Genomic DNA, 21,169 nt, shown 5'->3' with positions numbered 1-21,169 from the left:
CGAAGGCAGGCGCCCGCCTGCCCAGACATCGACCGGGAGAGTTCGATCGTGATGACGAAATTCCGCCGGACCTTGGCGACGGGCTTGTTCGGCCTCGCCGGTCTTCTCGCCGCAAGCCCCGACGTCTTCGCCCAGGCGGCCGCGACGCCCGCCGCGCCGGCCGTGCCGCCGATCGATTCCGGCAACACCGCGTGGCTTCTGATTTCCACCGCGCTGGTGCTGATGATGACCATTCCCGGCGTCGCGCTGTTCTATGCCGGCATGGTGCGCAAGAAGAACGTGCTGGCGACGATGATGCAAAGCTTCGCCGTGACCTGCCTCGTCGCCGTGCTGTGGATGATCGCCGGCTACAGCCTCGCGTTCATGGGCGATGGCACCTATCTCGGCACGCTCGAGCGCTTCTTCATGTCCGGCCTGACGATGGAAACGCGCCATTCGCTGGCGGGCACGGTGCCCGAGTCGGTCTTCATGATGTTCCAGATGACCTTCGCGATCATCACCTGCGCGCTGATCGCGGGCGCGGTCGCCGACCGGATGAAGTTCTCGGCGCTGCTCCTCTTCGTGACGATCTGGCTCTTCGTCGTCTACGCGCCGGTGGCGCACTGGGTGTGGGCGGGCGGGTTCCTCGCCCAGGGCAAGCTGTTCGGCATCGAGTTCGGGGCGGTGCTCGACTTCGCCGGCGGCACGGTCGTGCACATCAATGCCGGTGTCGCGGGCCTGGTTCTCGCCCTCGTCATCGGCAAGCGCCGCGGCTTCGGCCACGACAACTTCGCGCCGTACAATGTCGGCCTCGCCGTGATCGGCGCCTCGCTGCTGTGGGTGGGCTGGTTCGGCTTCAACGCCGGTTCGGCGGTCGCCGCGGACGGGCGCGCCGGCATGGCGATGCTGGTGACGATGATCGGCGCGGCCGGCGCGGCGCTGGCGTGGATGTTCGTCGAGTGGGCCCAGCGCGGCAAGCCGTCGGTGCTCGGCATCGTGTCGGGCGCGGTCGCGGGTCTCGTCGCCATCACGCCGGCCTCGGGCTTCGTGTTCCCCGGCGGCGCGCTGGCGATCGGCCTCGCCTCCGGCGCGGTCTGCTACTGGGCCTGCACCAGCCTCAAGCACGCGGTCGGCTACGACGACTCGCTCGACGCCTTCGGCGTCCATGCGATCGGCGGCTATGTCGGCGCGATCCTCACCGGCGTCTTCGCCGTCGGCGCGCTGTCGGCCACCGAGGCGAGCCCCGAGGGCACGTCGGGCCTGCTGTTCGGCAATCCCGCGCAGCTCATCACGCAGTTCGTCGGTGCGACGTTCGTGGCGATCTACACCGCGATCGCGAGCTGGATCATCGCCAAGATCGTCGACGCGCTGGTCGGCCTGCGCGTGCCGGACGAGGCGGAGCGCGACGGCCTCGACCTCGCGCTGCATGGCGAGGCGGTGCAGTAGACGTTCGCTGCTGGGTTCCTCCTGAGCGACTGGGGCGGCCTTCGGGCCGCCCCTTCTTTTTTTGGGGCGCGATCAGGCGATCGCAGGTGTGCCTAATTCCTGGACAGCGCCGCAATAGCCGCGCTGAACTTCCGCCGCCTGCATGGGCAGCCCGGTCGCCCCATCGCCGAGCAGCAATCTACTGAATTGGAACGTATTTCCTGGGATCTTCGGGCCGGTCCGCGCCGATCTGCCCGGAAAATCGCCATGGCATGGTTCTTGATTGGGCATCAATCAACCGGCACCGCGCCTGCCGTCCTGCGGCAGGCGACGAAGCGTGCCGGAAAGACATCTGCCCGGGAGTTGACGACCCATGTCCCCTCGTTCCGCCTGGGCCGCGCGCGTCGCGTGCGGCCTTCTCCTCGTCTGCCTTGCGCAGGCCGCGCGGGCCCAGCAAGCCGCTTCGACGATCGACGCCGGGCATACCGCCTGGATGCTCGGCTCGACCGCGCTCGTGCTGCTGATGACGATCCCCGGCCTGGCGCTGTTCTACGCCGGCATGGTGCGCAAGAAGAACGTGCTCGCGACGATGATGCAGAGCTTCGCCGCAACCGGCATCGTCTCGGTGCTGTGGTTCGCCGGTGCGTACAGCCTCGCCTTCACCGGCGACGGCGCGTGGCTCGGCGGCCTCGGCCGCGTCTTCCTCAGCGGCCTGACGCGCGACGGCACCAACGCCCTCGCGCCGACGATTCCCGAATCGGTCTTCCTCGCCTATCAGATGACCTTCGCGATCATCACCTGCGCGCTGATCGCCGGCGCGGTCGCCGACCGCATGAAGTTCTCGGCCTTCATTGCCTTCATCGTCGCCTGGCTGTTCGTCGTGTACGTGCCGATCGCACACTGGGTGTGGGGCGGCGGATTCCTCGCCGCCGCGGGGCTGCTCGACTATGCGGGCGGCACCGTCGTGCACATCAACGCCGGCGTCGCCGGACTGGTCGCCGCGGTGCTGCTCGGCCGGCGCCGCGGCTTCGGCCAGGAAAACCTCGCGCCCTACGACCTGTCGATGGCGGTGGTCGGCACCGGGCTGCTGTGGGTCGGCTGGTTCGGCTTCAACGCCGGTTCGGCCCTCGCCGCCGACGGCCGCGCGGGCCTGGCGATGCTGGCGACCCATTTCGCCGCTTCGGCAGGGGCGTTGAGCTGGATGGCGATCGAATGGTGGTCGCGCGGCAAGCCCTCGGTGCTCGGCATCATCTCCGGCGCGGTCGCCGGGCTCGGCACGGTCACGCCGGCGTCGGGCTTCATCCTGCCCGCTCATGGCATCGTCATCGGGCTCGCCGCCGGCGCGCTGTGCTACTGGGCCTGCACCAGCCTGAAGCGCCGCCTGCGCTACGACGATTCGCTCGACGTCTTCGGCGTCCACGGCGTCGGCGGCATCCTCGGCACGCTGGCGGCGGGGATCTTCGCCGCGGGGGCAGTGACCGCGACCGCCGACAACCCCGCCGGCCTGCCGGGCCTGCTCGAAGGCAATCCGCGCCAGCTGCTGATCCAGCTCGGCGGCGTGCTGGCGACCATCGCCTGGAGCGGCGTCGGGAGCTTCGTCTTGCTCAAGCTGATCGACGCGGCGATCGGTCTGCGCGTCACCGACGAGGCGGAGCGCGACGGCCTCGACCTCGCCTTGCACGGCGAGGCCATGCAATAGGCGCCCGCGAAACGCCACACACTACATCCGGATTTTCGCGAAATAGGCGCTTTATATTCATGTAATGTTCTAAACGCTCCAGCGACTCGGTGATTTTGCGGCGTGCCCGCTAGGCGGCGCTAGATGCTGGGGACATTCCCGTTCGGCGGCCGCCTTGGCGGGATCGGCCACCGAACGATGTTCCTGATATGTCTTGCTGTTTCATCCTCATTGCGGCGTTTTGCATCCCCCTACAGATCGGCAACGCTCTTGCACTTGTTTGTTAAGAGCGGGGTCAATAGTATTGTTTTCCATTCGTACCGCGCGTTCCGGGGGTGTCATGGCCAGCGTTCGCACCGCCGCGCGCCCGATTCTGCTGCCGCCCTGGGCGGTGGCATTCGTGCGCCGCCGCTTCGTCGAGACGATCGGCCTCGTGTTGATCACGACGGCGGTCTTTCTCGCGCTCGCGCTGATCTCCTATCAGCCGAGCGACCCCTCGTTGAGCTATGCCAGCGACGGCCAGCCGCGCAACCTGCTCGGCTATCCCGGCGCGGTCTGCGCCGACCTGCTGATCCAGACGCTCGGCCTCGGCGCCGGCGTGCTCGTGCTCGCGATCGGGGCCTGGGGCTGGCGGCTGATCCGCGTCCAGCATCTGCCGCTTTGGACCTTGCGGCTCGCACTGCTGCCGATGACGGTTCTGTTCGCCGCGCTGGCGCTCGCCTTCGTGCCGGTTCCGTCGGACTGGGGCGCGCCCTTCGACGGCGGCCTCGGCGGTGCGATCGGGCGCCTCTTCCTCGCCTGGGTGCTGCGCGTCTCCGCCGGTTCGGGCTTCGGCGCGCTCGGCGTCGCCACGATCGCCGGCGCGATCGCGAGCGTGAGCCTGTTCTTCGCCCTCGCCATCACCTGGGGCGAATGGCGCGCGATCGGCCGCTTCGGCGCCACCGTAGGCCGCTACACCTTCGGGCTGTCGCGGCGCATCGCCGAATGGCGCCCGAAGCCGCGAGACGCCGCCGCGGGCGCCGCCGCGCGCGCCCACGCGAAGGAGACGCTGCGGCGCGAGCGCATCGAGCCGCAGATCGACATCGGTCCGTCCGCGCCCGGGGAGGAGTCGATCGCCGATGACATGCCCGAGCGGCCGCGCCCCGCGCCGTCCGACCTCGTGGTCACGCGCGCCGAGCCGCCGCCGGCGAAGCGCCAGAAAGTCCAGCAGGGCAAGCTCGACCTGCCGCCCGGCGGGCCGCTGACGCTGCCGCCGCTCGACCTGCTGACCGCACCCAAGCCGCGCGCGCGCACGGCGGAGATCGACGAGGACGCGCTCGCCCGCAACGCGCGGCTGCTCGAATCGGTGCTCGAGGATTTCGGCGTCAAGGGCCAGATCGTCAAGGTGCGGCCCGGCCCTGTCGTCACGCTCTACGAGCTCGAGCCGGCGCCGGGCACCAAGACGAGCCGCGTCATCGGCCTCGCCGACGACATCGCGCGTTCGATGAGCGCCGTCTCGGTGCGCGTCGCCGTCATCCCCGGGCGCAACGTCATCGGCATCGAGCTGCCCAACGGCGAGCGCGAGACGGTCTATCTGCGCGAGCTGCTGTCGGCCGAGGCCGAGCTGCGCAGTGCCGGCGCGCTGGTGCTCGCCCTCGGCAAGGACATCGGCGGCGCGCCGATCGTCACCGACCTCGCGCGCATGCCGCACCTGCTGATCGCGGGCACCACGGGCTCGGGCAAGTCGGTCGCCATCAACACCATGATCCTGTCGCTGCTCTACCGGCTCCGCCCGGACCAGTGCCGCCTGATCATGGTCGATCCGAAAATGCTGGAACTGTCGATCTACGACGGCATTCCGCATCTCCTGACCCCCGTCGTCACCGACCCGAAAAAGGCCGTCGTGGCGCTGAAATGGGCGGTCCGCGAGATGGAGGAGCGCTACAAGAAGATGTCGAAGCTCGGCGTGCGCAACATCGACGGGTTCAATGCCCGCATGGCGCAGGCGAAAGCCAAGGGCGAGGTGCTGACCCGCACCGTCCAGACCGGCTTCGACCGCGAGACGGGCGAGGCGGTCTACGAGCAGGAGGAGATGGGTCTCGACCCGATCCCCTATATCGTGGTCATCGTCGACGAGATGGCCGACCTGATGATGGTCGCCGGCAAGGAAATCGAGGGCGCCATCCAGCGCCTCGCGCAGATGGCCCGCGCGGCCGGCATCCACCTGATCATGGCGACGCAGCGCCCCTCGGTCGACGTCATCACCGGCACGATCAAGGCAAACTTCCCGACCCGCATCTCCTTCCAGGTGACATCGAAGATCGACAGCCGCACCATTCTCGGCGAGCAGGGCGCCGAACAGCTCCTCGGCCGCGGCGACATGCTCTACATGGCCGGCGGCGGCCGCATCAGCCGCGTCCACGGGCCCTTCGTCTCGGACGAGGAGGTCGAGCGCATCGTCAATCATCTGAAGATGCAGGGCGCGCCGGACTATCTCGATGCGGTCACCACCGACGATGACGAGAGCGGCGGCGAGGATGGCGAGGACGGCGCCGTGTTCGACAAGGGCGCCTTCGGCGAGGAGCCGGCGGACCTCTACGACAAGGCCGTGCAGGTGGTCATCCGCGACAAGAAGGCCTCGACCTCCTACATCCAGCGCCGCCTGCAGATCGGCTACAACCGCGCCGCCTCGCTGATCGAGCGCATGGAACGGGAAGGGCTTGTCGGCCCCGCCAACCACGCCGGAAAACGCGAGATCCTGATGCCGGAAGCCGCCGACTGAGCGTGTCCCCGGCCGTCCGCGCCTCGAAATCGCCCCAACGGCTTTCTATCTCCCGCCCTGACATGACCGCGCAAGCCCCGAGCCGACCCGAGGACCGATGACCGCCCGCCTGACCCTCGTCCTCCCGGCCTGCCTTGCCTTCGCACTCGCTGGCCCGGCCTTCACCGCCGCTGCCTCCGACCAGCCCTTCGTGCTCGCGCAGGGCGCGCCGCTCCAGCTGGGACCGCCCGGCGGGGCCCCCGCAGCGCCGCGTCCGGGCGGTGCGCCGACGGCCTCGCCGCCTCCGGCGGCGTCCGGCGGCGGCCTCGCCTCGCCGATCCGCCGGCAGGCCCCTCGCGCCGCGCGCGGCGTCGATGCCGATTCCCGCGACATCGCAACCCAGGTGAACAACTATTTCAACGGCATCCGCTTCATGCAGGGCGATTTCGTGCAGATCGGCCCGGACGGCCGCCGCACCACGGGCAAGCTGTACCTCGACAAGCCCGGCAAGATCCGCTTCCAGTACAATGCGCCGAGCCCGGTTGAGATCATCGCTGACGGCCAGTCGGTGGCGGTGCGCGACCGCCGCCTGAACACGCAGGACATCTACCCCCTGTCGCAGACGCCGCTGCGCTTCCTGCTCTCCGACCGCGTCGACATCCTGCGCGACGCCAACGTCACCTCGGTGACGCGCGATCCCGACTACGTCATCGTCATGCTGGAGGAGCGGCAGGCCATCGGCGGCACCAACCGCCTCATGGTGCTGTTCAACGCCTCCGACCTGACGCTGCGCCAGTGGACCGTCTATGACGCGCAGGGCTACGAGACCTCGGTCGCCCTGCACAATCTCGACCAGCGCACGCGGCCGGACCAGCGCCTGTTCCGCATCAATTACGAGCGGCTGCTACAGTAGGCCCCGGGATCAGAGCCTGACCTCGCCGTAGCAGGGCGCCTTGCCCCACAGCGCGAGGCGGTAGCCCTTGCGCAGGCCGAGGGTGAAATAGGGGTCGGCCTCGACGAGGCGCGTGGCTTCCTCGCGGCTCTCCACCTCCATGACCCACAGACCGCCCTCCCACCACGCGTCGGGCTCGGGGCGAAGGCCGCCGCCGATGACGATGCGATCTGCATGGGCGGCGAGATAGTCGAAATGCTCCTGGGCGTGGTTCTTCCGCACCCAGCCGGCATCGGCATTGTCTTCAAACAGGACGATCCAGCGGGCCATCATGGCCTCCCGACCGCGCGCCAACCCGTCATGACTGGGCTTGGCCTGGTCATCCACGACTTGAACACGGCAATAGAGGGAATTCGTGGATGCCCGGCACAAGGTCGGGCATGACGAAACTGCGTCGGGCGGATCAGGCCGCGGCCTTGGCCCGCGGCTGGATCAGCTTGCGGTTGACCAGCACCTCGGCGATCTGCACCGCGTTCAGCGCCGCGCCCTTGCGCAGGTTGTCCGAGACGCACCAGAAGGCGAGGCCGTTCTCCACCGTCGCGTCCTCGCGGATGCGCGAGATGTAGGTGGCGTCCTCACCGGCGGCGTCGAGCGGCGTGGCGTAACCGGCCGGCTCGTGCTTGTCGATGACGAGGATGCCGGGCGCCGCGCGCAGGATCTCGCGCGCCTCCTCGGGCGTGATCGGCTGTTCGCACTCGATGTTGACGGCCTCCGAATGGCCGATGAACACCGGCACGCGCACGCAGGTGGCGGTCAGCTTGATCTTCGGATCGAGAATCTTCTTGGTCTCGACCGTCATCTTCCACTCTTCCTTCGTGTAACCGTCCTCCATGAACACATCGATGTGCGGGATGACGTTGAAGGCGATGCGGACCGGGAACTTCTTCTTCTCGGGCTCCTTCATCGAGTAGAGCGCCTTCGTCTGCAGGTCGAGCTCGTCCATGCCCTCCTTGCCGGCGCCGGAGACCGACTGGTAGGTCGAGACGACGACGCGCTTGATGCCGAAGCGATCGTGCAGCGGCTTCAGCGCCACGACCAGCTGGGCGGTCGAGCAATTCGGGTTGGCGATGATGTTGCGCCTGGTGAAACCGGTGACGGCGTCGGCATTCACCTCGGGCACGATCAGCGGCACGTCGGAATCGTAGCGCCAGGCCGAGGAATTATCGATGACGACGCAGCCCTGCGCGCCGATCTTCGGCGACCATTCCTTCGACACCGTGCCTCCCGCCGACATCAGGCAGATGTCCGTGTCGGAAAAGTCGTAGTGCTCCAGCGCCTTCACCTTCAGCACCTTGTCGCCGAAGGAGACCTCCTGACCGACCGAGCGGCGCGAGGCGAGCGGCACGACCTCGGAGACGGGGAACCCGCGCTCGTCGAGGATGTTGAGCATTTCCCGGCCCACATTGCCCGTGGCACCGGCGATCGCGACCTTGTAACCCATGGAATGGCCTCTTTAGCCTTTAGAGCTCTCCCCCGGGATCGGGACCGTCAATCGGTCCCGTGGCGCCCATCTCCCCGTCGGGGGAGCACCCGGTTGCGAGGACGAAGCGTCAGCCTGCCGTGCCGCCTTTGGCGACCGGCTTGGTTTTCGTCGTCGTTTTGGTGCGACCGAAAGCCATGGCTGGAATGGGTGTCCCCGGCGGAAGTGCCGTAAGGCACGGGAAAAACACGAGGTGCGGCGAAAAGTCAATCGACAAGCGGCCGCAGCCGTTTGGCTTTTCCGTTTCGCCGCCCCAGTTTAGCCCGGAAAGGTCTGGCATGAGAGCCGCGCGCGGCTCTACCAGGGCCGACGACTGGCATTTCCCGGATTGCAGATGATCGACACGCTGAACCGCCGCAACCTCCTCAGCCTCGCCGCAGCCGCAGGCATGGCACCCGTGCTGGCCGGCCATGCGAAGGCGGCGACGCCGCTGCGCTTCGGGCCGGCGAAGGCTTTCGGCTACAACGACCTGAAGGCGATGGCGCGGGAGCGGGCGGCCAAGCCCTATCAGTCTCCGCCCCGGCCCAATCCACAGATCGTCGGCCGGATCGACTACGACAATCACGGCAAGCTGCGCTTCGACAAGGATTCGGCGCTGTTCGGCTCAGGTCCCGGCGCCTACCCCGTCACCTTTCAGCATGTCGGCCAGTACTTCCCGAAGACCGTGACCATGCACGCGCTGGCGAACGGACAGGCGCGCGAGGTCCTCTACGACCCCAAGCTCTTCACCATTGGCCCGGAGCACCCAGCGTCGAGCCTGCCACCCTCGCCCTCGGCCTTCGCCGGCCTCTGGCTGCAGGAGGCGAAGACCGGCCCATGGAAGACGCAGGAGCCCTGGGCGACCTGGCTCGGCGCCTCCTACTTCCGCGCGGTCGGCGAGTTCGGGCAGGTCGGCCTCTCCGCGCGCGGCATCGCGCTGGCGCCCGGGCAGGGACCGGGCCCGGAGGAGTTCCCGGACTTCGTCGCCTTCTGGATCGAAGCAGCGGAGACCCCGGCGGACCCGGTCACGCTCTATGCCCTGCTCGACGGGCCCTCGCTGACCGGCGCCTATCGCTTCCAGTGCCGGCGCGGCACGGGCGTCATCATGGATATCGAGGCGAGCCTCAACTTCCGCAGTCGGGTGACCCATCTCGGCGTCGCGCCGCTCACCTCCATGTACTGGTATTCGGAGACCATCTCCTCGCGCACCATCGACTGGCGGCCGGAGGTGCATGATTCCGACGGCCTCGCCATCTGGACCGGCGCGGGCGAGCACATCTGGCGTCCCCTCAACAACCCGCAGAGGACCATGACGTCGAGCTTCGTCGACAAGGGGCCGCGTGGCTTCGGCCTCTTGCAGCGCGACCGCGAGTTCCTGCATTACCTCGACGGCGTCAAATACGAGAAGCGTCCGTCGGCCTGGGTCGAACCGCAGGGCGACTGGGGCGATGGCGCGGTGCAGCTCGTCGAGCTCAATACCGACGACGAGATCCACGACAACATCGTTGCCATGTGGGTGCCGCGCGAGCCGGCCGAACCGGGCTCCTCGCGCGAGTTCCGCTACCGCCTGCACTGGCTGGCGGACGAGCCCTATCCCACCTCGCTGGCGCGCGTCGTGGCGACGCGCCTCGGCCGCGGCGGCCAGCCCGGCCAGCCCCGCCCGCCGGGCGTGCGGAAATTCCTCATCGAATTCAGAGGTGGACCGCTCGCCGACCTGCCGAAAGGCACGATCCCCGAGCCGGTCATCTCGGTCTCGCGCGGCGCGATCGGCGACTACAAATATACCGAGGCCGTGCCGAACGACGTGCCCGGCCACTGGCGCACCCAGTTCGACCTGAAGGTCGAGGGCAACGAGCCCGTCGAGATGCGTTGCTACCTCAAGGTCGGCGATCAGGTCGCCTCCGAGACCTGGCTCTACCAGTACCACCCCGGCGCGTGAGGCGGGGCCGCGATCACGCGGCCCGGCTCGGCATGGTCACGCGATTGCGAAGCCCGACGAGAATCTCGGCGGCGCCCGGGACCGGTGCCCGCAGCATGGCGGCATCGCCCTCGCCGTCGCACGCCGTTTCGGCGGCGATGCTCTCCGCCTGACGCGCACGCAGCCGGGCAAGCGTCGCCTCGGCCTCTGCCAGCGGCGCGTCGGCCATCGCGTCGAAGCCGCGCCGCCGCGCCGTGCTGTCCCGCAGCTGGCGGACAACCTCTTCGGCGCGCACGATGCGTCCCGCGCGCTGGACGCGGGCGAGATGCGCTTCGGCCGCGGCGAGATTGCGGGCAAGCCGACCCGCCTCGGCGTCACCCGCGCGCACCACCCCGAGCGTCCACACCCGGTCGGCGGACAGCCGCGCGATCATCTCGGCCGACTGGCGCGCGACAGGGGCCTCCCCGTCCGCGAGCGCCTGCATCGCACGAAGTTCCAGCGCCGCAATGCGCCGATCGGCAGCCGCGAGGCGCCCGGCTTCCGCCTGCCTCGTCGCCTGCGCCAAGGCCAGCCGGCGGCGCGCGAGCTCGACGCGCCCCTCCGCGTCGATACGCTGGCGGTCAACCACGAGAAGCGGGTGACGCTCGTCAGCGGCATTCGACAAGGAATTGCCTCGCATGCGGGCCATCAGCGCCTTGAACATTGCCGTCTCCCTCGCTATGAACGACGTTCACGATTGCTGTTTACCAAGCCCCTGAACGTTGTTCAAGTGATTTTTTGAACGATGTTCATATTTTCTCGGAGAGGCCATGACCACTGCCGACAAGCGCGCCAGGCTGAGGGACGACCTGATCGACGCAGCCGAAGCGGCCGTCAGCGTCAACGGCCTGTCGGGCATCAAGGCGCGGGCGCTGGCCGAGGCGGCAGGCTGCGCGGTCGGCGCGATCTACAACGTCTTCCCCGACCTCGACGCGCTGATCTACGAGGTCAATGCCCGCACGCTCCGGCGGCTGGACGCGGTTCTGGCCGGCGCCACCGATGCCGGCGACGACCCGGAAACTGCGATGCGCAAGCTGGCGCTCGCCTATCACCGCTTCTCGCGCGCCGAGCGCCGGCGCTGGACGGCGGTCTTCGCGCACCAGATACCGGACGGAGCCATGCCACCGGAATGGTATCTCGGCGTGGTCGCCCAGCTCTTCCGCCATATCGAGGGGCCGCTGGCGACGCTTCTGCCCGGCAGCACGCCGGCGATGCGCAACGGCCTCGCCCGCACGCTGTTCTCGGCGTCCCACGGCATTGTCTCGCTGGGGCTGGAGGAAAAGCTCGGCCCCGCGCCGGACGAGGTGATCGCCAACGCGCTTGTCGTGATGACGCGGAGCTGGGTGCTGGGTCTGCCGGGCGCTGTGGCCCCGCCTACTCGACCCTGACGGTGACGCTGGCGCTGCGACCCTCGCCGTCGATCACGGAGAGCGTCGTGAAGCCCGGCCCATCCGGGTGGACGATGGCCTGCCGCTGCGCGCCGAACCTGACGGCAGGGCGGCCATCGACCAGCACCGTGAACGGCGGCCGCCCGCCGGTCGTGCGGATCGCCAGCGGTTCCATCTCGCCCCGCGCCGCGCCGAGATCGACATGCACGCCATCGGGCGGGAAGGCGATCTTGAGGTCGCGCACGTCGCTGGCCTCCTCGCGCGCCGGCCCGAAGCGGCGGAGCGGGGCCGGCAATTGCGAGGCGGACAGGGCCGGCAGCGCGGCGGGGCGCGGCGGCAGCGGCGCATAGGGACCAAGCCGCGCGAAGGCGTCGAACAGGATGGGGGCGGCGGTGATGCGGCCGGTGATCCCCGGAACCGATGAGCCGTCCGGGCGTCCGACCCAGACCGCCACCGTGCGGCGTCCGTCGAAGCCCACCGCCCAGGCATCGCGGAAACCGTAGGACGTGCCGGTCTTGTAGGCATAGCGGCCAGACATGGCGGCCTCCGGCGCGGGCGCGTCCGCCAGAATGTCACCGACGAACCAGGCCGAGTTCTCGTCGGCGATGGGGCGGGCGGCAGGTGCCGGCTCGCCGCGCCGTTCGGCCAGCGGCGGCATCTCGCCGCCGCGCGCGAGACCCGCATAGAGCGCCGCGAGGTCGAACAGGCGGATACCGACGCCGCCGAGCCCCACCGCAAGCCCAGGCACTTCGCCGCGCGGCAGCGCCGGGCGGATGCCGGCCTGTTCCAGCCGCGCATAGAAGCGCTGCGGCCCGACGCCGTCGAGCAGCGCGATGGCCGGCACGTTGAGCGACATCTGCAGCGCCGTGCGCGTCGAAACCGTGCCCTGGTAGCCGCGGTCGAAATTGGCCGGCGCGTAGTTGCCGAACCGTGATGGCCGGTCCTCGATCAGCGTCTCGGGATGGGCGATGCCGGTCTCGTAGGCCATGGCATAGATCAGCGGCTTCAGCGTCGAGCCGGGCGAGCGGACGGCCCAGGTCATGTCCACCGCGCCCTGCCGTTCATGGTCGAGCGGGTCGACCGAGCCGACGCGGGCGATCACTTCGCCGGAGCGGTGGTCTATGGCGACGATGGCGCCCGACAGTTTCGCGCCTGCCGAGCGCACCCGCTCGCGCAACAGCGCCTCCAGCGCCTCCTGCTGGGTGCGGTCGAAGGTCATGCGGTGAACGCGGGTCGCCGGGCGCGCGGCGATCGCCTCGCTGGCGGCGTGCCAGGCGAAAGCCGGCATGGCCCGGCGCGCCAGCGGCACGCGCTCGGCCTTGCCCGAAGCGACCTGCTCTGGCTTCAGTACGCCGGCGGCGAGCATGCGGTCGAGCACGCGGTCACGCGCGCGGCGCGCTGTTTCCGGGAAGCGGTCGGGGCGTCGCGTCTCCGGCGCCTGCGGCAGGGCCACGAGCAAGGCGGCCTCGCCGGGCGACAGGCGGCGCGGCTCCTTGCCGAAATAGGCGAGCGAGGCGGCGCGGATGCCCTCGACATTGCCGCCGTAAGGGGCGAGCGACAGGTAGAGATCGAGCATGCGCTCCTTGCCGATCTCACGTTCGAGGCGGACGGCGCGCGCCATCTCGCGCAGTTTGACGGCCAGGGAGCGGCCGTCCTCGCGCTTGTCGATGAGGCGGACGACCTGCATCGACAAAGTCGAGCCGCCGGAAACGATCCGCCCCGAGATCAGCCACTGGCCAGCGGCGCGGGCGAGAGCCAGCGGGTCGACGCCGGGATGCTGGCGGAAGCGGCGATCCTCGTAAGCCGAGAGCATGCGCAGGAACAGCGGGTCAACATCACCCGCCGCGCCGGGGAAGCGCCACATGTCGTCGTCGGTCTGGAACGGCCTGAGCAGCCGTCCGTTGCGGTCGACCACCTCGCGCGAATAGGGCGTCGCCGAGCCGTCGGGGCCGCTGCCCGCCCGCCACGCGAAGACAACCCCGCCGGCCCCGGCGAGCGCGAGCCCGCCGGCCGCCATTCCCGCGATGAGGCGCTTCCTCATCGCCCCATCTCTTTCCCGTTCTCTCGCATTTTCTTCACGCGAACCGGTGTCCACTTCGCTTGAAAATGCTCGTTAGCGCCCGCTCGCCGTCACCTCGGCCTGTCCGACCGCGGTGCGCGCCGAGCGCTCCGGCCGGTACATGTCCTCGATGGTGGCGGGCGGCACGACGAAGCGCCCCGGCGTCACCGCACGGATCATGTAGGCGACCTGCCAGTTGTTCTTCGCGCCGGAGGAGCGGCTATAGGCCGCCTCGAACCGGTCGTCGCGGAACGCCTTGTAGTCGGGCTGCACCTGCTCCGGCCCGAGCCAGCGCAGAGCCGAGGTCTCGGCCGAGGCGATCAGGCTCGGATTGTCGATCTCGAAGCCGGCCGGCAACCGATCGACCAGCATGACCTGACCGAGCTGCGGGCTCGCCTCGGTCACCTGCAGCACCACGACGAGGCGCGTGCCCTGCGCCACGCGGGTGATGTCGACCGGGCGTCCGTCGAGCGACATGTAGCGCCGTTGCAGCGTGAAGCCGTTTGCAGCCGCAGGCTCAGGCGTCGCCGGCGTTCCCGTGACGGTCACCACCGCGCGCACCGGCTCGGGGCCGGTATTGCGCAGGGACAGACCGTTGCCGAGCTCGTCCGAGCGCAGCGTGCGCGCGAGCGCGCCCTCATGGGCCGCGCCGCCAACATCAAGGCGGATGCGCTTGGCATCCTCGATCAGGGCCTGCGCGGCAAGCACCAGCCAGACCTTCTCCTGCGTGGAGAGGTAGCGGGTGCGCGCGCGCAGGTCCTCGACCACGCGCTGGGCGTCGACAACGATGCGACGGCTGACGCGCGCCTCGACGCCGAGCGCCATGATCGCCGCTGCATCGCGCAGGCGCGAGCCATAGTCGAACCGGCCCATATCGGTCTGGCCACGCGCGGTGAGCAGCGTCACCGCCGAGGCCAGAACCCGCTCGGCGCGGGCATGGTCGCCCATCAGGGCGAGGGCAGTGCCAAGCTGGCCGCGCGCCACCGGCGTCGCAATCTCGTTCAGCTGGGTATCGGCGAGCCAGCGCAGCTCGGACAACGAGCCGCGGCCGACGCGGGCGAGCACGTAATGGGCATAGGCGACGTCCATGCCCTTGTTGTCGCCGACGCCGTTGGTCGAGACGACCAGGGTGCGCAGCCGCTCGATGGCCGCGTTGAACGCCTGCGTCGGGACGCCGTAGCCCTTGTCCCTGGCGCGTGCCAGGAAGTCCGTGACATAGGTGTCGAGCCAGGGATCCTCGCTCGAGCCCGCCGACCACAGGCCGAAGGAACCCGTGCCCGACTGGCGCGACAGGATGCGGTCGATGGAATCGCGGATGCGGTCGGCCACCGGCTTTTCGAGGCCGAGCCCGCCCTCCGCCGCCGCCAGCACGTCGAGATAGAGCAGCGGCAGGGCGCGCGAGGTGATCTGCTCGGAACAGCCGAACGGATAGCGGTCGAGCGCGAGGATCAGGCCGGGCACGTCGATGGCCGTGGACGGGCCGACCGAGACCGCGACACGGGCGGAACCCGGCACGAAATCGGTCAGCAGGTCGGAGGAGACCGTGACGTTTTGGCCGGGATCCATGCTCATCACCGTGCGACGGCTGATGTCCGGATAGGCCGGGCGCACGCCGAGCGAATAGCGCGAGGTGACGTCGAGCCCGTTCGGGCCGGTGAGCTGCACGGCCAGACGCCCGACGCCGAGCCCGGCGGCGGTCAGCGGCAGCGACACCGAGCCGCGCCCGCCAGTGCCGCCAAGCTGCACCGTCTGGCTCGTCTGGGCGAGCCGCAGCGGGCCTTCCGGCGTGACGGTGACGCGATAGGCGCCGGCCGGCGCCTCGGCATTGACGAGGTCGAGCCGGGCGGTCGCGGTGTCGGCATGGCCGAGCGCGCGCGGCAGGGTCGCAGTCACAACGACCGGATCGCGGGCGATCACGTCCTTCGACGCCGAGCCATGCTTGGTCGTCGTCCAGGCCATGGCCATCAGGCGTACGGTGCCGTTGAAGTCGGGGATGTCGAACGACGCCTCCGCCGTGCCGTCCGGACCGACGGTCAGGATGCCCGAGAACAGCGACACCGGCTCCTGCGCGGGCGGCGCTGTGGCAGGACGGTTGGCCGCCCCGTCGCCGCCGGAGCGGATCGAGCCGCGCACCGCCGACATGCCGTCGATCAGGAGGCCGTAGAGATCGCGGACCTCGGCCGATAGGCGGCGCTGGCCGAGATAATACTCGTCCGGCTTCGGCGGCTGGTAGTTGGTGATGGTGAGGATGCCGAGATCGACGGCGGCGACCGTGACATAGGCCTGCTCGCCGGGCGCAACGCCCTCGATGCGGATCGGCACGCGCAAGGCCGTGCGCGGCTGCATCTTGTCGGGCGCGTTGAGCGTCACGCGCAGGCGGCGCTGGTCGGTATCGACGCCGAACCATGCGAGGCCGATAGCCCGGCCCGGCATGCGGGAGGCGGCAGCGTCCAGCGGCCGGCGCACGAAGACGGTGGCATAGGCCCCCGCGCCCCAGTTCTGGCCGACCGGCACCTCGATGGTGGACCGGCCCTGCGGCACGTCGACGGTGCGCTCGGCGAGCAGCCGGTCGCCCATGACGGCGACGGTGGCCGAACCCGCGAAGCGCGAATTGATCGACACGGTCATGGTGTCGCCGGTCCGGTAGGACGGCTTGTCGAGGCTCATCTCCAGCACGTCAGGCGTATCCGCCGTGCCGCCGGCGCCATAGCCGGATTCGAATATGACCGTCGTGGTCGGCCCGGCGACATCGCCACCCGACGTGACTTCAAGGCGATACTTGCCCCACGGCACCGGCACGGCGATGCGCGACGCCTCGCCCGAGGCGGTGGCCTGCACCTGCCCGTCGGCGATGCGGCGGGTCGAGACGACCGCCTGGCTGCCCCAGCCGTTCGTTCCGCGCGTCCAGATCCAGCGGGTTTCAAGGCGCAGGACTTGCCACGTCAACGTCTGGCCGCGACGCGTGCGCCCGTCGGCGGCGACCGAAATGGCCTCGAAGCTCGCAGTCTCGCCCTCGCCGACACGGTTGTCCTCGAACAGCGGCTTGACGCCGATCAGCGGCGTGCCGGGCAGCACGGGAACGGTGGCGGTGCGCTCGACGGCGCGGCCGCCGGGTTCGGCGACACGCACCTGCAGGCGCGCGGAGAGCGGCCGGGTCGTGTCCTCCATGCGCGGCAGCCGCGCGGAGATGGTCGCCTTGCCGGCATCGTCTGTCGTGATGCCGTCGCCGAGCGGCTCGCGGTCGCGCTTGGCTTCCTCGTCGCCGAGACCGAAGCGGAAGCCGGGGAAGTCCGGCAGGCTCGGCGTCGTCTCCATGACAACCTCGCCCTCGACGCCGAGATTGGCGCCGGGCATGCCGAACAGGTAGCGGGCATCGACGGTCGCGCCGAAGGGCTGCGAACGCGTCAGGCGCTGGGCAGCGGGCGTCAGGTCGAAGGCGATCCGATCGGGCACGAAGTCCTCGACGAGGAAGCGGACCTCGCCGGCCATCGGGCTCTTCGGATCGGTGACGGCGCGGATGCGCCAGGTGCCGGTCGGCGCGGAAGAGACGATCGGGATCGGCACGGCGCGCGCGCCGGCGCCCTGGTCCTGCGTGACGATGCGGCGATATTCGACGCCGTCCGGACGCTCGACGACGAGCGTCAGCGGCAGACCGGTGACGGCATCGCCCTTGGCGTCGCGCAGCAGCGCCGTGAGATAGACCGTCTCGCCGGGACGGTAGATGCCACGCTCGGGAACGAGGAAGGCGTCGAGCGGACCGGGCAGTTCGCGACCGGCGACGCCGCGATCCGAAAGGTCGAAGGCCGGCTGACGCAGGTTGAGGAAGGCATAGTCGCCGGCCGCCGTCGCGGCCACCAGCAGGGCCGGCGCGAGCGAACCCTCGCCGCGCGTCAGGCCCGGCTCGAAACGGACATGGCCGGAGGCATCGGTGCGCTTCGTCCCCAGCACCTCGTTGTTGCGGGCGAGGAGCCGCACCTCGACATCGGCCATGGGCTTGGCCGAGTTCAGCGAATGGATGTAGCCGTGGACACCATCGACACCGGACAGGGCTGTCACGCCGAGATCGGAGACGATGAACCACTGGGCGACGCGGCCGCTGGAGCCGGAATCGTCGTCGTCCGTGCGGCGCTGGGCATTGGTCGGCTTGGCGGTGATGACATAGACGCCGGGCTCGAGATTGCGCACGGCCTCGTCCACCGGGAAGGCGGTGGTCACGTCCTCGTTCAGGCGATTCTCGACGGCGAGCTGGCCCTTCCACGCCGAAATGCCGCGCTCGCTGATGAGCTGCTGCATCTCGTAGCTTTCGAGCGGCTTCGGGAACTCCTCCTGGATCGTCTGGGCGATGGAACGGTCACCCATGCGGATGATCTCGACATCGATCGAGGCGAGATTGACCGAGACGACCGGCAGGCCGCGCTGTCCCGCGCGCGGCAGGACATAGGCGCGGCCGGAGAAGCGGACGGAAGGCGTGCGGTCGCGGACATAGACGGAGACGTCGACATTGCGCGTCAGGCTCTCGCTCGGCAGCACCGAGGGCAGTCCCTCGCGGAGCTGGAACGTGTAGCGCTCGCCGTGCTTGAGGCCGTCGACGCAGATCTGGCGGTCATCGACCGTGATCGGCGGATTGTTGACGCCGGTCTGGCGGATATAGGGAGCGAAGTCGGTGCGGCCCTTGCGCAGGTCCTCCGAGAAGACGAAGCAGGCGCGGGGCCTGAGGCTGTCGGAATCGATCTTGGTCTCGCGCAGGCGGAAACCGTGCTGGTCGCGCAGGCGGTTATAGGCGTCGCGCGCCTCCGGCGTGTCGCGCGTCTCGACAACCGCGCGGGCGACGTCGATCGCCGGGCGCCATTGCTGGCGAGCGACCAGGAGCTGGCGCACCTGCGCGAGAGCGAAGGCTTCCTCGTTGCGATTCTGCGAACGACGGTAGGCCATGAAGGCCGCGCCCATCATGTCGTCCTGCAACTGCTGACGCTCGCGCCACTCGTTGGTGCGGATGCCGGCGAGAGCCTGCGAATAGCGCACCCAGGCTGCCGTATCCGGGCCGGAGCGCAGCGCGATCGCTTCCCACGCGCGGGCGGCCGCGCGGAAATCGCCACGCGTCGCCGCCGCGTCGGCGTCGCGCCTGACATCGGGAATCGGCCGGTCGTCGCCGGGGCGGCGGTTGGCGATGGCGGCCTCGAACCGGCGGGCTTGCTCCGTGAGGTCGTCGCGGTTGTAGGCGCGCAGCGGCAGCAGCATGGGCTGCGGCGCGGGATTGCGCTGCTCCTGGCCGGGGCGCGCCGGCGGGCGCGGCGCAGGCACCTGCGCGAGATCGATGATCTCGGGCTCGGAGGATTGGGCGAATGCGGCGGATGGGGCAAATGCGGCCTTGGGGCCGGCGAAACCGAGAACCGCTGCGACGATGAGCGGCCCCGCGGCCGCAACAAGACCTCGGATGCGCATAGTCAGTATTCCCCAGCGCGGCCCGACGCCCCATCGCCCGCGAGTCGCGACTGAACCACCCGCATCCCGTGCGAGCAATCAGGAGAGATACGTATTTCCCCGTAGGGTAACGCTCACCGCATTGTCGCGCGTGCCGCCGCGACGATCTTGTCGGGGGTTACTTTCACCGCGTCTTCCAGGGGCGGCGCGAAGGGCACGGGGATGCGCGGCGCGCCGAGGCGGCAGGCGGCCCTGATGCGCGCCGGGCCGAGGTCCTCGACCACGCTTGCCACCACTTCCGCGCCAAAGCCGGCAGCCTCCACGGCCTCGTGGACGACCAGCAGCCGGCCGGTCTTCTCGACGGAGGCGCAGACGGCGTCCCGGTCCCATGGCCAGAGCGTCCTGAGGTCGAGGAGATCGACACTGATGCCCTCGGCGGCCAGCTTCGCGGCCGCCTGCTCGACCGCCGGCATGATCGCCGACCATGAGACCAGTGTCAGGTCACGCCCCTCGCGCACGCGGCGCGCCTTGCCGAACGGGATCGGCTCGATGACGGAGGCGACCTCGCCGGTGATCGGGAAGAGATTCTTCGGGTCGAAGAACAGCACGGGATCGTCGGAGCGGATGGCGGTGACGAGAAGGCCCGCGGCATCGGCCGGCGTCGAGGGCGTCACCACGATCACGCCCGGCAGATGGACGAACCAGGATTCCAGCGTCTGCGAATGCTGGGCCGCCGAATTGCGCCAGATGCCGTGCGGCATGCGGATGACGACGGAGGGCTTGGCCTGCCCGCCGAACATGTAGCGGATCTTGGCGATCTGGTTGACCAGCTCGTCCATGGCGCACATGACGAAGTCGAAGATGCGCATCTCGATGATCGGCCGCGTGCCGACCAGCGCCGCGCCGAGGCCCGCGCCCATGATGGTGGACTCGGAGATGGGCGTGGACACCACGCGCTCCGCGCCGAACTCGGGCAGGAAATCCTTGTACTGGCCGTAGAGCCCGCCGCGCGCGACATCCTCGCCGAGGACCCAGACGGTCGGGTCGCGGCGCATTTCCTGAAGGGCGGCAAGGCGCACGGCCTCGACCAGCGATACCTGGTTGCTGCTCATGCCCGCCCCCCGAACGCGACCGCGCCCACGTCCTGCACATCGTCGTAGGCGATGGCCTCGTCTGGCCACGGCGCGGCTTTCGCGTCCGCGACGGCTTCGGCCATTTCAGCTTCCGCCGCCGAGCGAATGCCGTCGATCTCGGTCGCGGCCACACCGCGCTCCGCGAGGAGCCCGGCCAGCTTCTCGATGGGGTCACGCGTCTTTGCGGCCTCGACCTCGGCCGAGTCGCGCCATGCCGCCGCATCCGTCGAGGTGTGGCCGGTGATGCGATAGGTCTTCGCCTGCAGAAGGCGCGGCCCCTTGCCGGCGCGCACCTCGGCGACCAGTCGTCCGGCCGCCTCGTCCACCGCCATGACATCGTTGCCGTCGACCGTCTCGCCGGGCACCCCCAGCGAGGCGGCACGCGCGATGACGCCGGGCCCGGCAGTGACGGTGTCGGTGCGGGTGAAGGCCGCGACGCCGTTATCCTCGCAGATGAACAGAACGGGCAGGTGATAGAGCGCCGCCCAGTTCAGCCCCTCGAGGAAGGGACCGCGATTGATCGCGCCGTCGCCGAAGAAGCAGACGGCGATGGCGTCCGATTTCGTCATCTTGAGACCCTGCGCGGCGCCCACCGCGATGGGAATGCCGCCCGAGACAACGCCATTGGCGCCCAGCATGCCGACCGAGAAGTCGGCGATGTGCATCGAGCCGCCCTTGCCGCGACAATGGCCGCCCTCGCGGCCGAACAGCTCCCGCATCATGCCCTGCACGCCCGCGCCCTTGGCGAGCGCGTGGCCGTGGCCGCGATGGTTGGAGGTGATGCGGTCGTCGGGCCTGAGATTGAGGCAGACGCCGGTGGCGACGCCCTCCTGCCCGATCGAGACATGGAGCGGGCCGGGAATGACGCCTTCCCTGTGCGCGGTGAGCGCGGCGGTCTCGAAGGCGCGGATGCGGCACATGGCCGAGTAGAGCTCGACCAGTCGCTTGACGTTGTGCTGGGACTGCATGGGATCGCGT

The 21,169-nt window shown here is 69.6% G+C and carries 13 protein-coding genes; 6 read left to right on the top strand and 7 right to left on the bottom strand.

From position 1 onward, the window contains the following. Positions 1-51 precede the first annotated feature (51 nt). The 4 genes from JNK84_RS18100 to JNK84_RS18085 all read left to right on the top strand — a co-directional run bounded on the left by JNK84_RS18100 (position 52) and on the right by JNK84_RS18085 (position 6,735). Positions 52-1,425 (top strand): ammonium transporter, encoded by a 1,374-nt coding sequence (locus tag JNK84_RS18100; RefSeq protein ID WP_293426299.1) that lies wholly within the window; start codon positions 52-54, stop codon positions 1,423-1,425. 352 nt (positions 1,426-1,777) lie between these two features. Continuing rightward, complete coding sequence (locus tag JNK84_RS18095; RefSeq protein ID WP_293426262.1) at positions 1,778-3,103, top strand: ammonium transporter; 1,326 nt, start codon at positions 1,778-1,780, stop codon at positions 3,101-3,103. Positions 3,104-3,422: 319 nt separating this feature from the next. Further along, on the top strand, positions 3,423-5,843 hold the full coding sequence (locus tag JNK84_RS18090; RefSeq protein WP_293426260.1) for a DNA translocase FtsK: 2,421 nt from the start codon (positions 3,423-3,425) through the stop codon (positions 5,841-5,843). Between the two features lie 97 nt (positions 5,844-5,940). After that, a complete protein-coding gene (locus JNK84_RS18085; protein ID WP_293426258.1) occupies positions 5,941-6,735 on the top strand; it encodes an outer-membrane lipoprotein carrier protein LolA in 795 nt (264 codons plus the stop codon). Positions 6,736-6,744: 9 nt separating this feature from the next. Here the strand turns inward: JNK84_RS18085 and JNK84_RS18080 are convergent, their stop codons facing one another. Together JNK84_RS18080 and JNK84_RS18075 are read right to left on the bottom strand one after the other, a co-directional pair. Beyond that, positions 6,745-7,044, bottom strand: coding sequence for a YciI family protein (locus tag JNK84_RS18080; protein ID WP_293426256.1), 300 nt, complete (start codon positions 7,042-7,044; stop codon positions 6,745-6,747). A gap of 133 nt (positions 7,045-7,177) precedes the next feature. Then, the gene (locus JNK84_RS18075) at positions 7,178-8,215 is read right to left on the bottom strand and encodes an aspartate-semialdehyde dehydrogenase (protein ID WP_293426254.1); all 1,038 of its coding nucleotides are present in this window, start codon (positions 8,213-8,215) and stop codon (positions 7,178-7,180) included. A gap of 373 nt (positions 8,216-8,588) precedes the next feature. Between JNK84_RS18075 and JNK84_RS18070 the strand changes: the two genes are divergently transcribed. After that, positions 8,589-10,172 (top strand): glucan biosynthesis protein, encoded by a 1,584-nt coding sequence (locus JNK84_RS18070; RefSeq protein WP_293426252.1) that lies wholly within the window; start codon positions 8,589-8,591, stop codon positions 10,170-10,172. Between the two features lie 13 nt (positions 10,173-10,185). Here JNK84_RS18070 and JNK84_RS18065 read toward each other — a convergent pair whose 3' ends face one another. Further along, entirely contained in the window at positions 10,186-10,854 is a 669-nt protein-coding gene (locus tag JNK84_RS18065) for a hypothetical protein (protein ID WP_293426250.1), read from the bottom strand. 106 nt (positions 10,855-10,960) lie between these two features. Between JNK84_RS18065 and JNK84_RS18060 the strand changes: the two genes are divergently transcribed. Next, positions 10,961-11,578, top strand: a complete 618-nt coding sequence (locus JNK84_RS18060; RefSeq protein ID WP_293426248.1) for a TetR/AcrR family transcriptional regulator — start codon at positions 10,961-10,963, stop codon at positions 11,576-11,578. On the opposite strand, the gene pbpC is transcribed toward JNK84_RS18060, so the two are convergent. The 4 genes from pbpC to JNK84_RS18040 all read right to left on the bottom strand — a co-directional run bounded on the left by pbpC (position 11,565) and on the right by JNK84_RS18040 (position 21,159). Beyond that, positions 11,565-13,619 carry a penicillin-binding protein 1C gene (gene pbpC, locus JNK84_RS18055; protein WP_293426246.1) on the bottom strand — a complete coding sequence of 685 codons (2,055 nt, stop codon included), beginning with the start codon at positions 13,617-13,619 and terminating at the stop codon, positions 11,565-11,567. The genes JNK84_RS18060 and pbpC overlap by 14 nt on opposite strands. Positions 13,620-13,691: 72 nt before the next feature. Continuing rightward, positions 13,692-19,079, bottom strand: coding sequence for an alpha-2-macroglobulin family protein (locus JNK84_RS18050; RefSeq protein ID WP_293426244.1), 5,388 nt, complete (start codon positions 19,077-19,079; stop codon positions 13,692-13,694). Positions 19,080-19,192: 113 nt separating this feature from the next. Then, positions 19,193-20,170 (bottom strand): alpha-ketoacid dehydrogenase subunit beta, encoded by a 978-nt coding sequence (locus JNK84_RS18045; protein ID WP_293426242.1) that lies wholly within the window; start codon positions 20,168-20,170, stop codon positions 19,193-19,195. Beyond that, positions 20,167-21,159: a thiamine pyrophosphate-dependent dehydrogenase E1 component subunit alpha gene (locus JNK84_RS18040; RefSeq protein ID WP_293426240.1), complete on the bottom strand. Its 993-nt coding sequence runs from the start codon at positions 21,157-21,159 to the stop codon at positions 20,167-20,169. Before JNK84_RS18040 ends, JNK84_RS18045 begins: the two co-directional genes overlap by 4 nt. Between the last annotated feature and the right edge of the window lie 10 nt (positions 21,160-21,169).

This window comes from Phreatobacter sp. (assembly GCF_016793595.1).
GTDB lineage: Bacteria > Pseudomonadota > Alphaproteobacteria > Rhizobiales > Phreatobacteraceae > Phreatobacter.
Note: the sequence above shows the minus strand (reverse complement) of the source record. Positions and strands in the feature narration are given on the sequence as shown.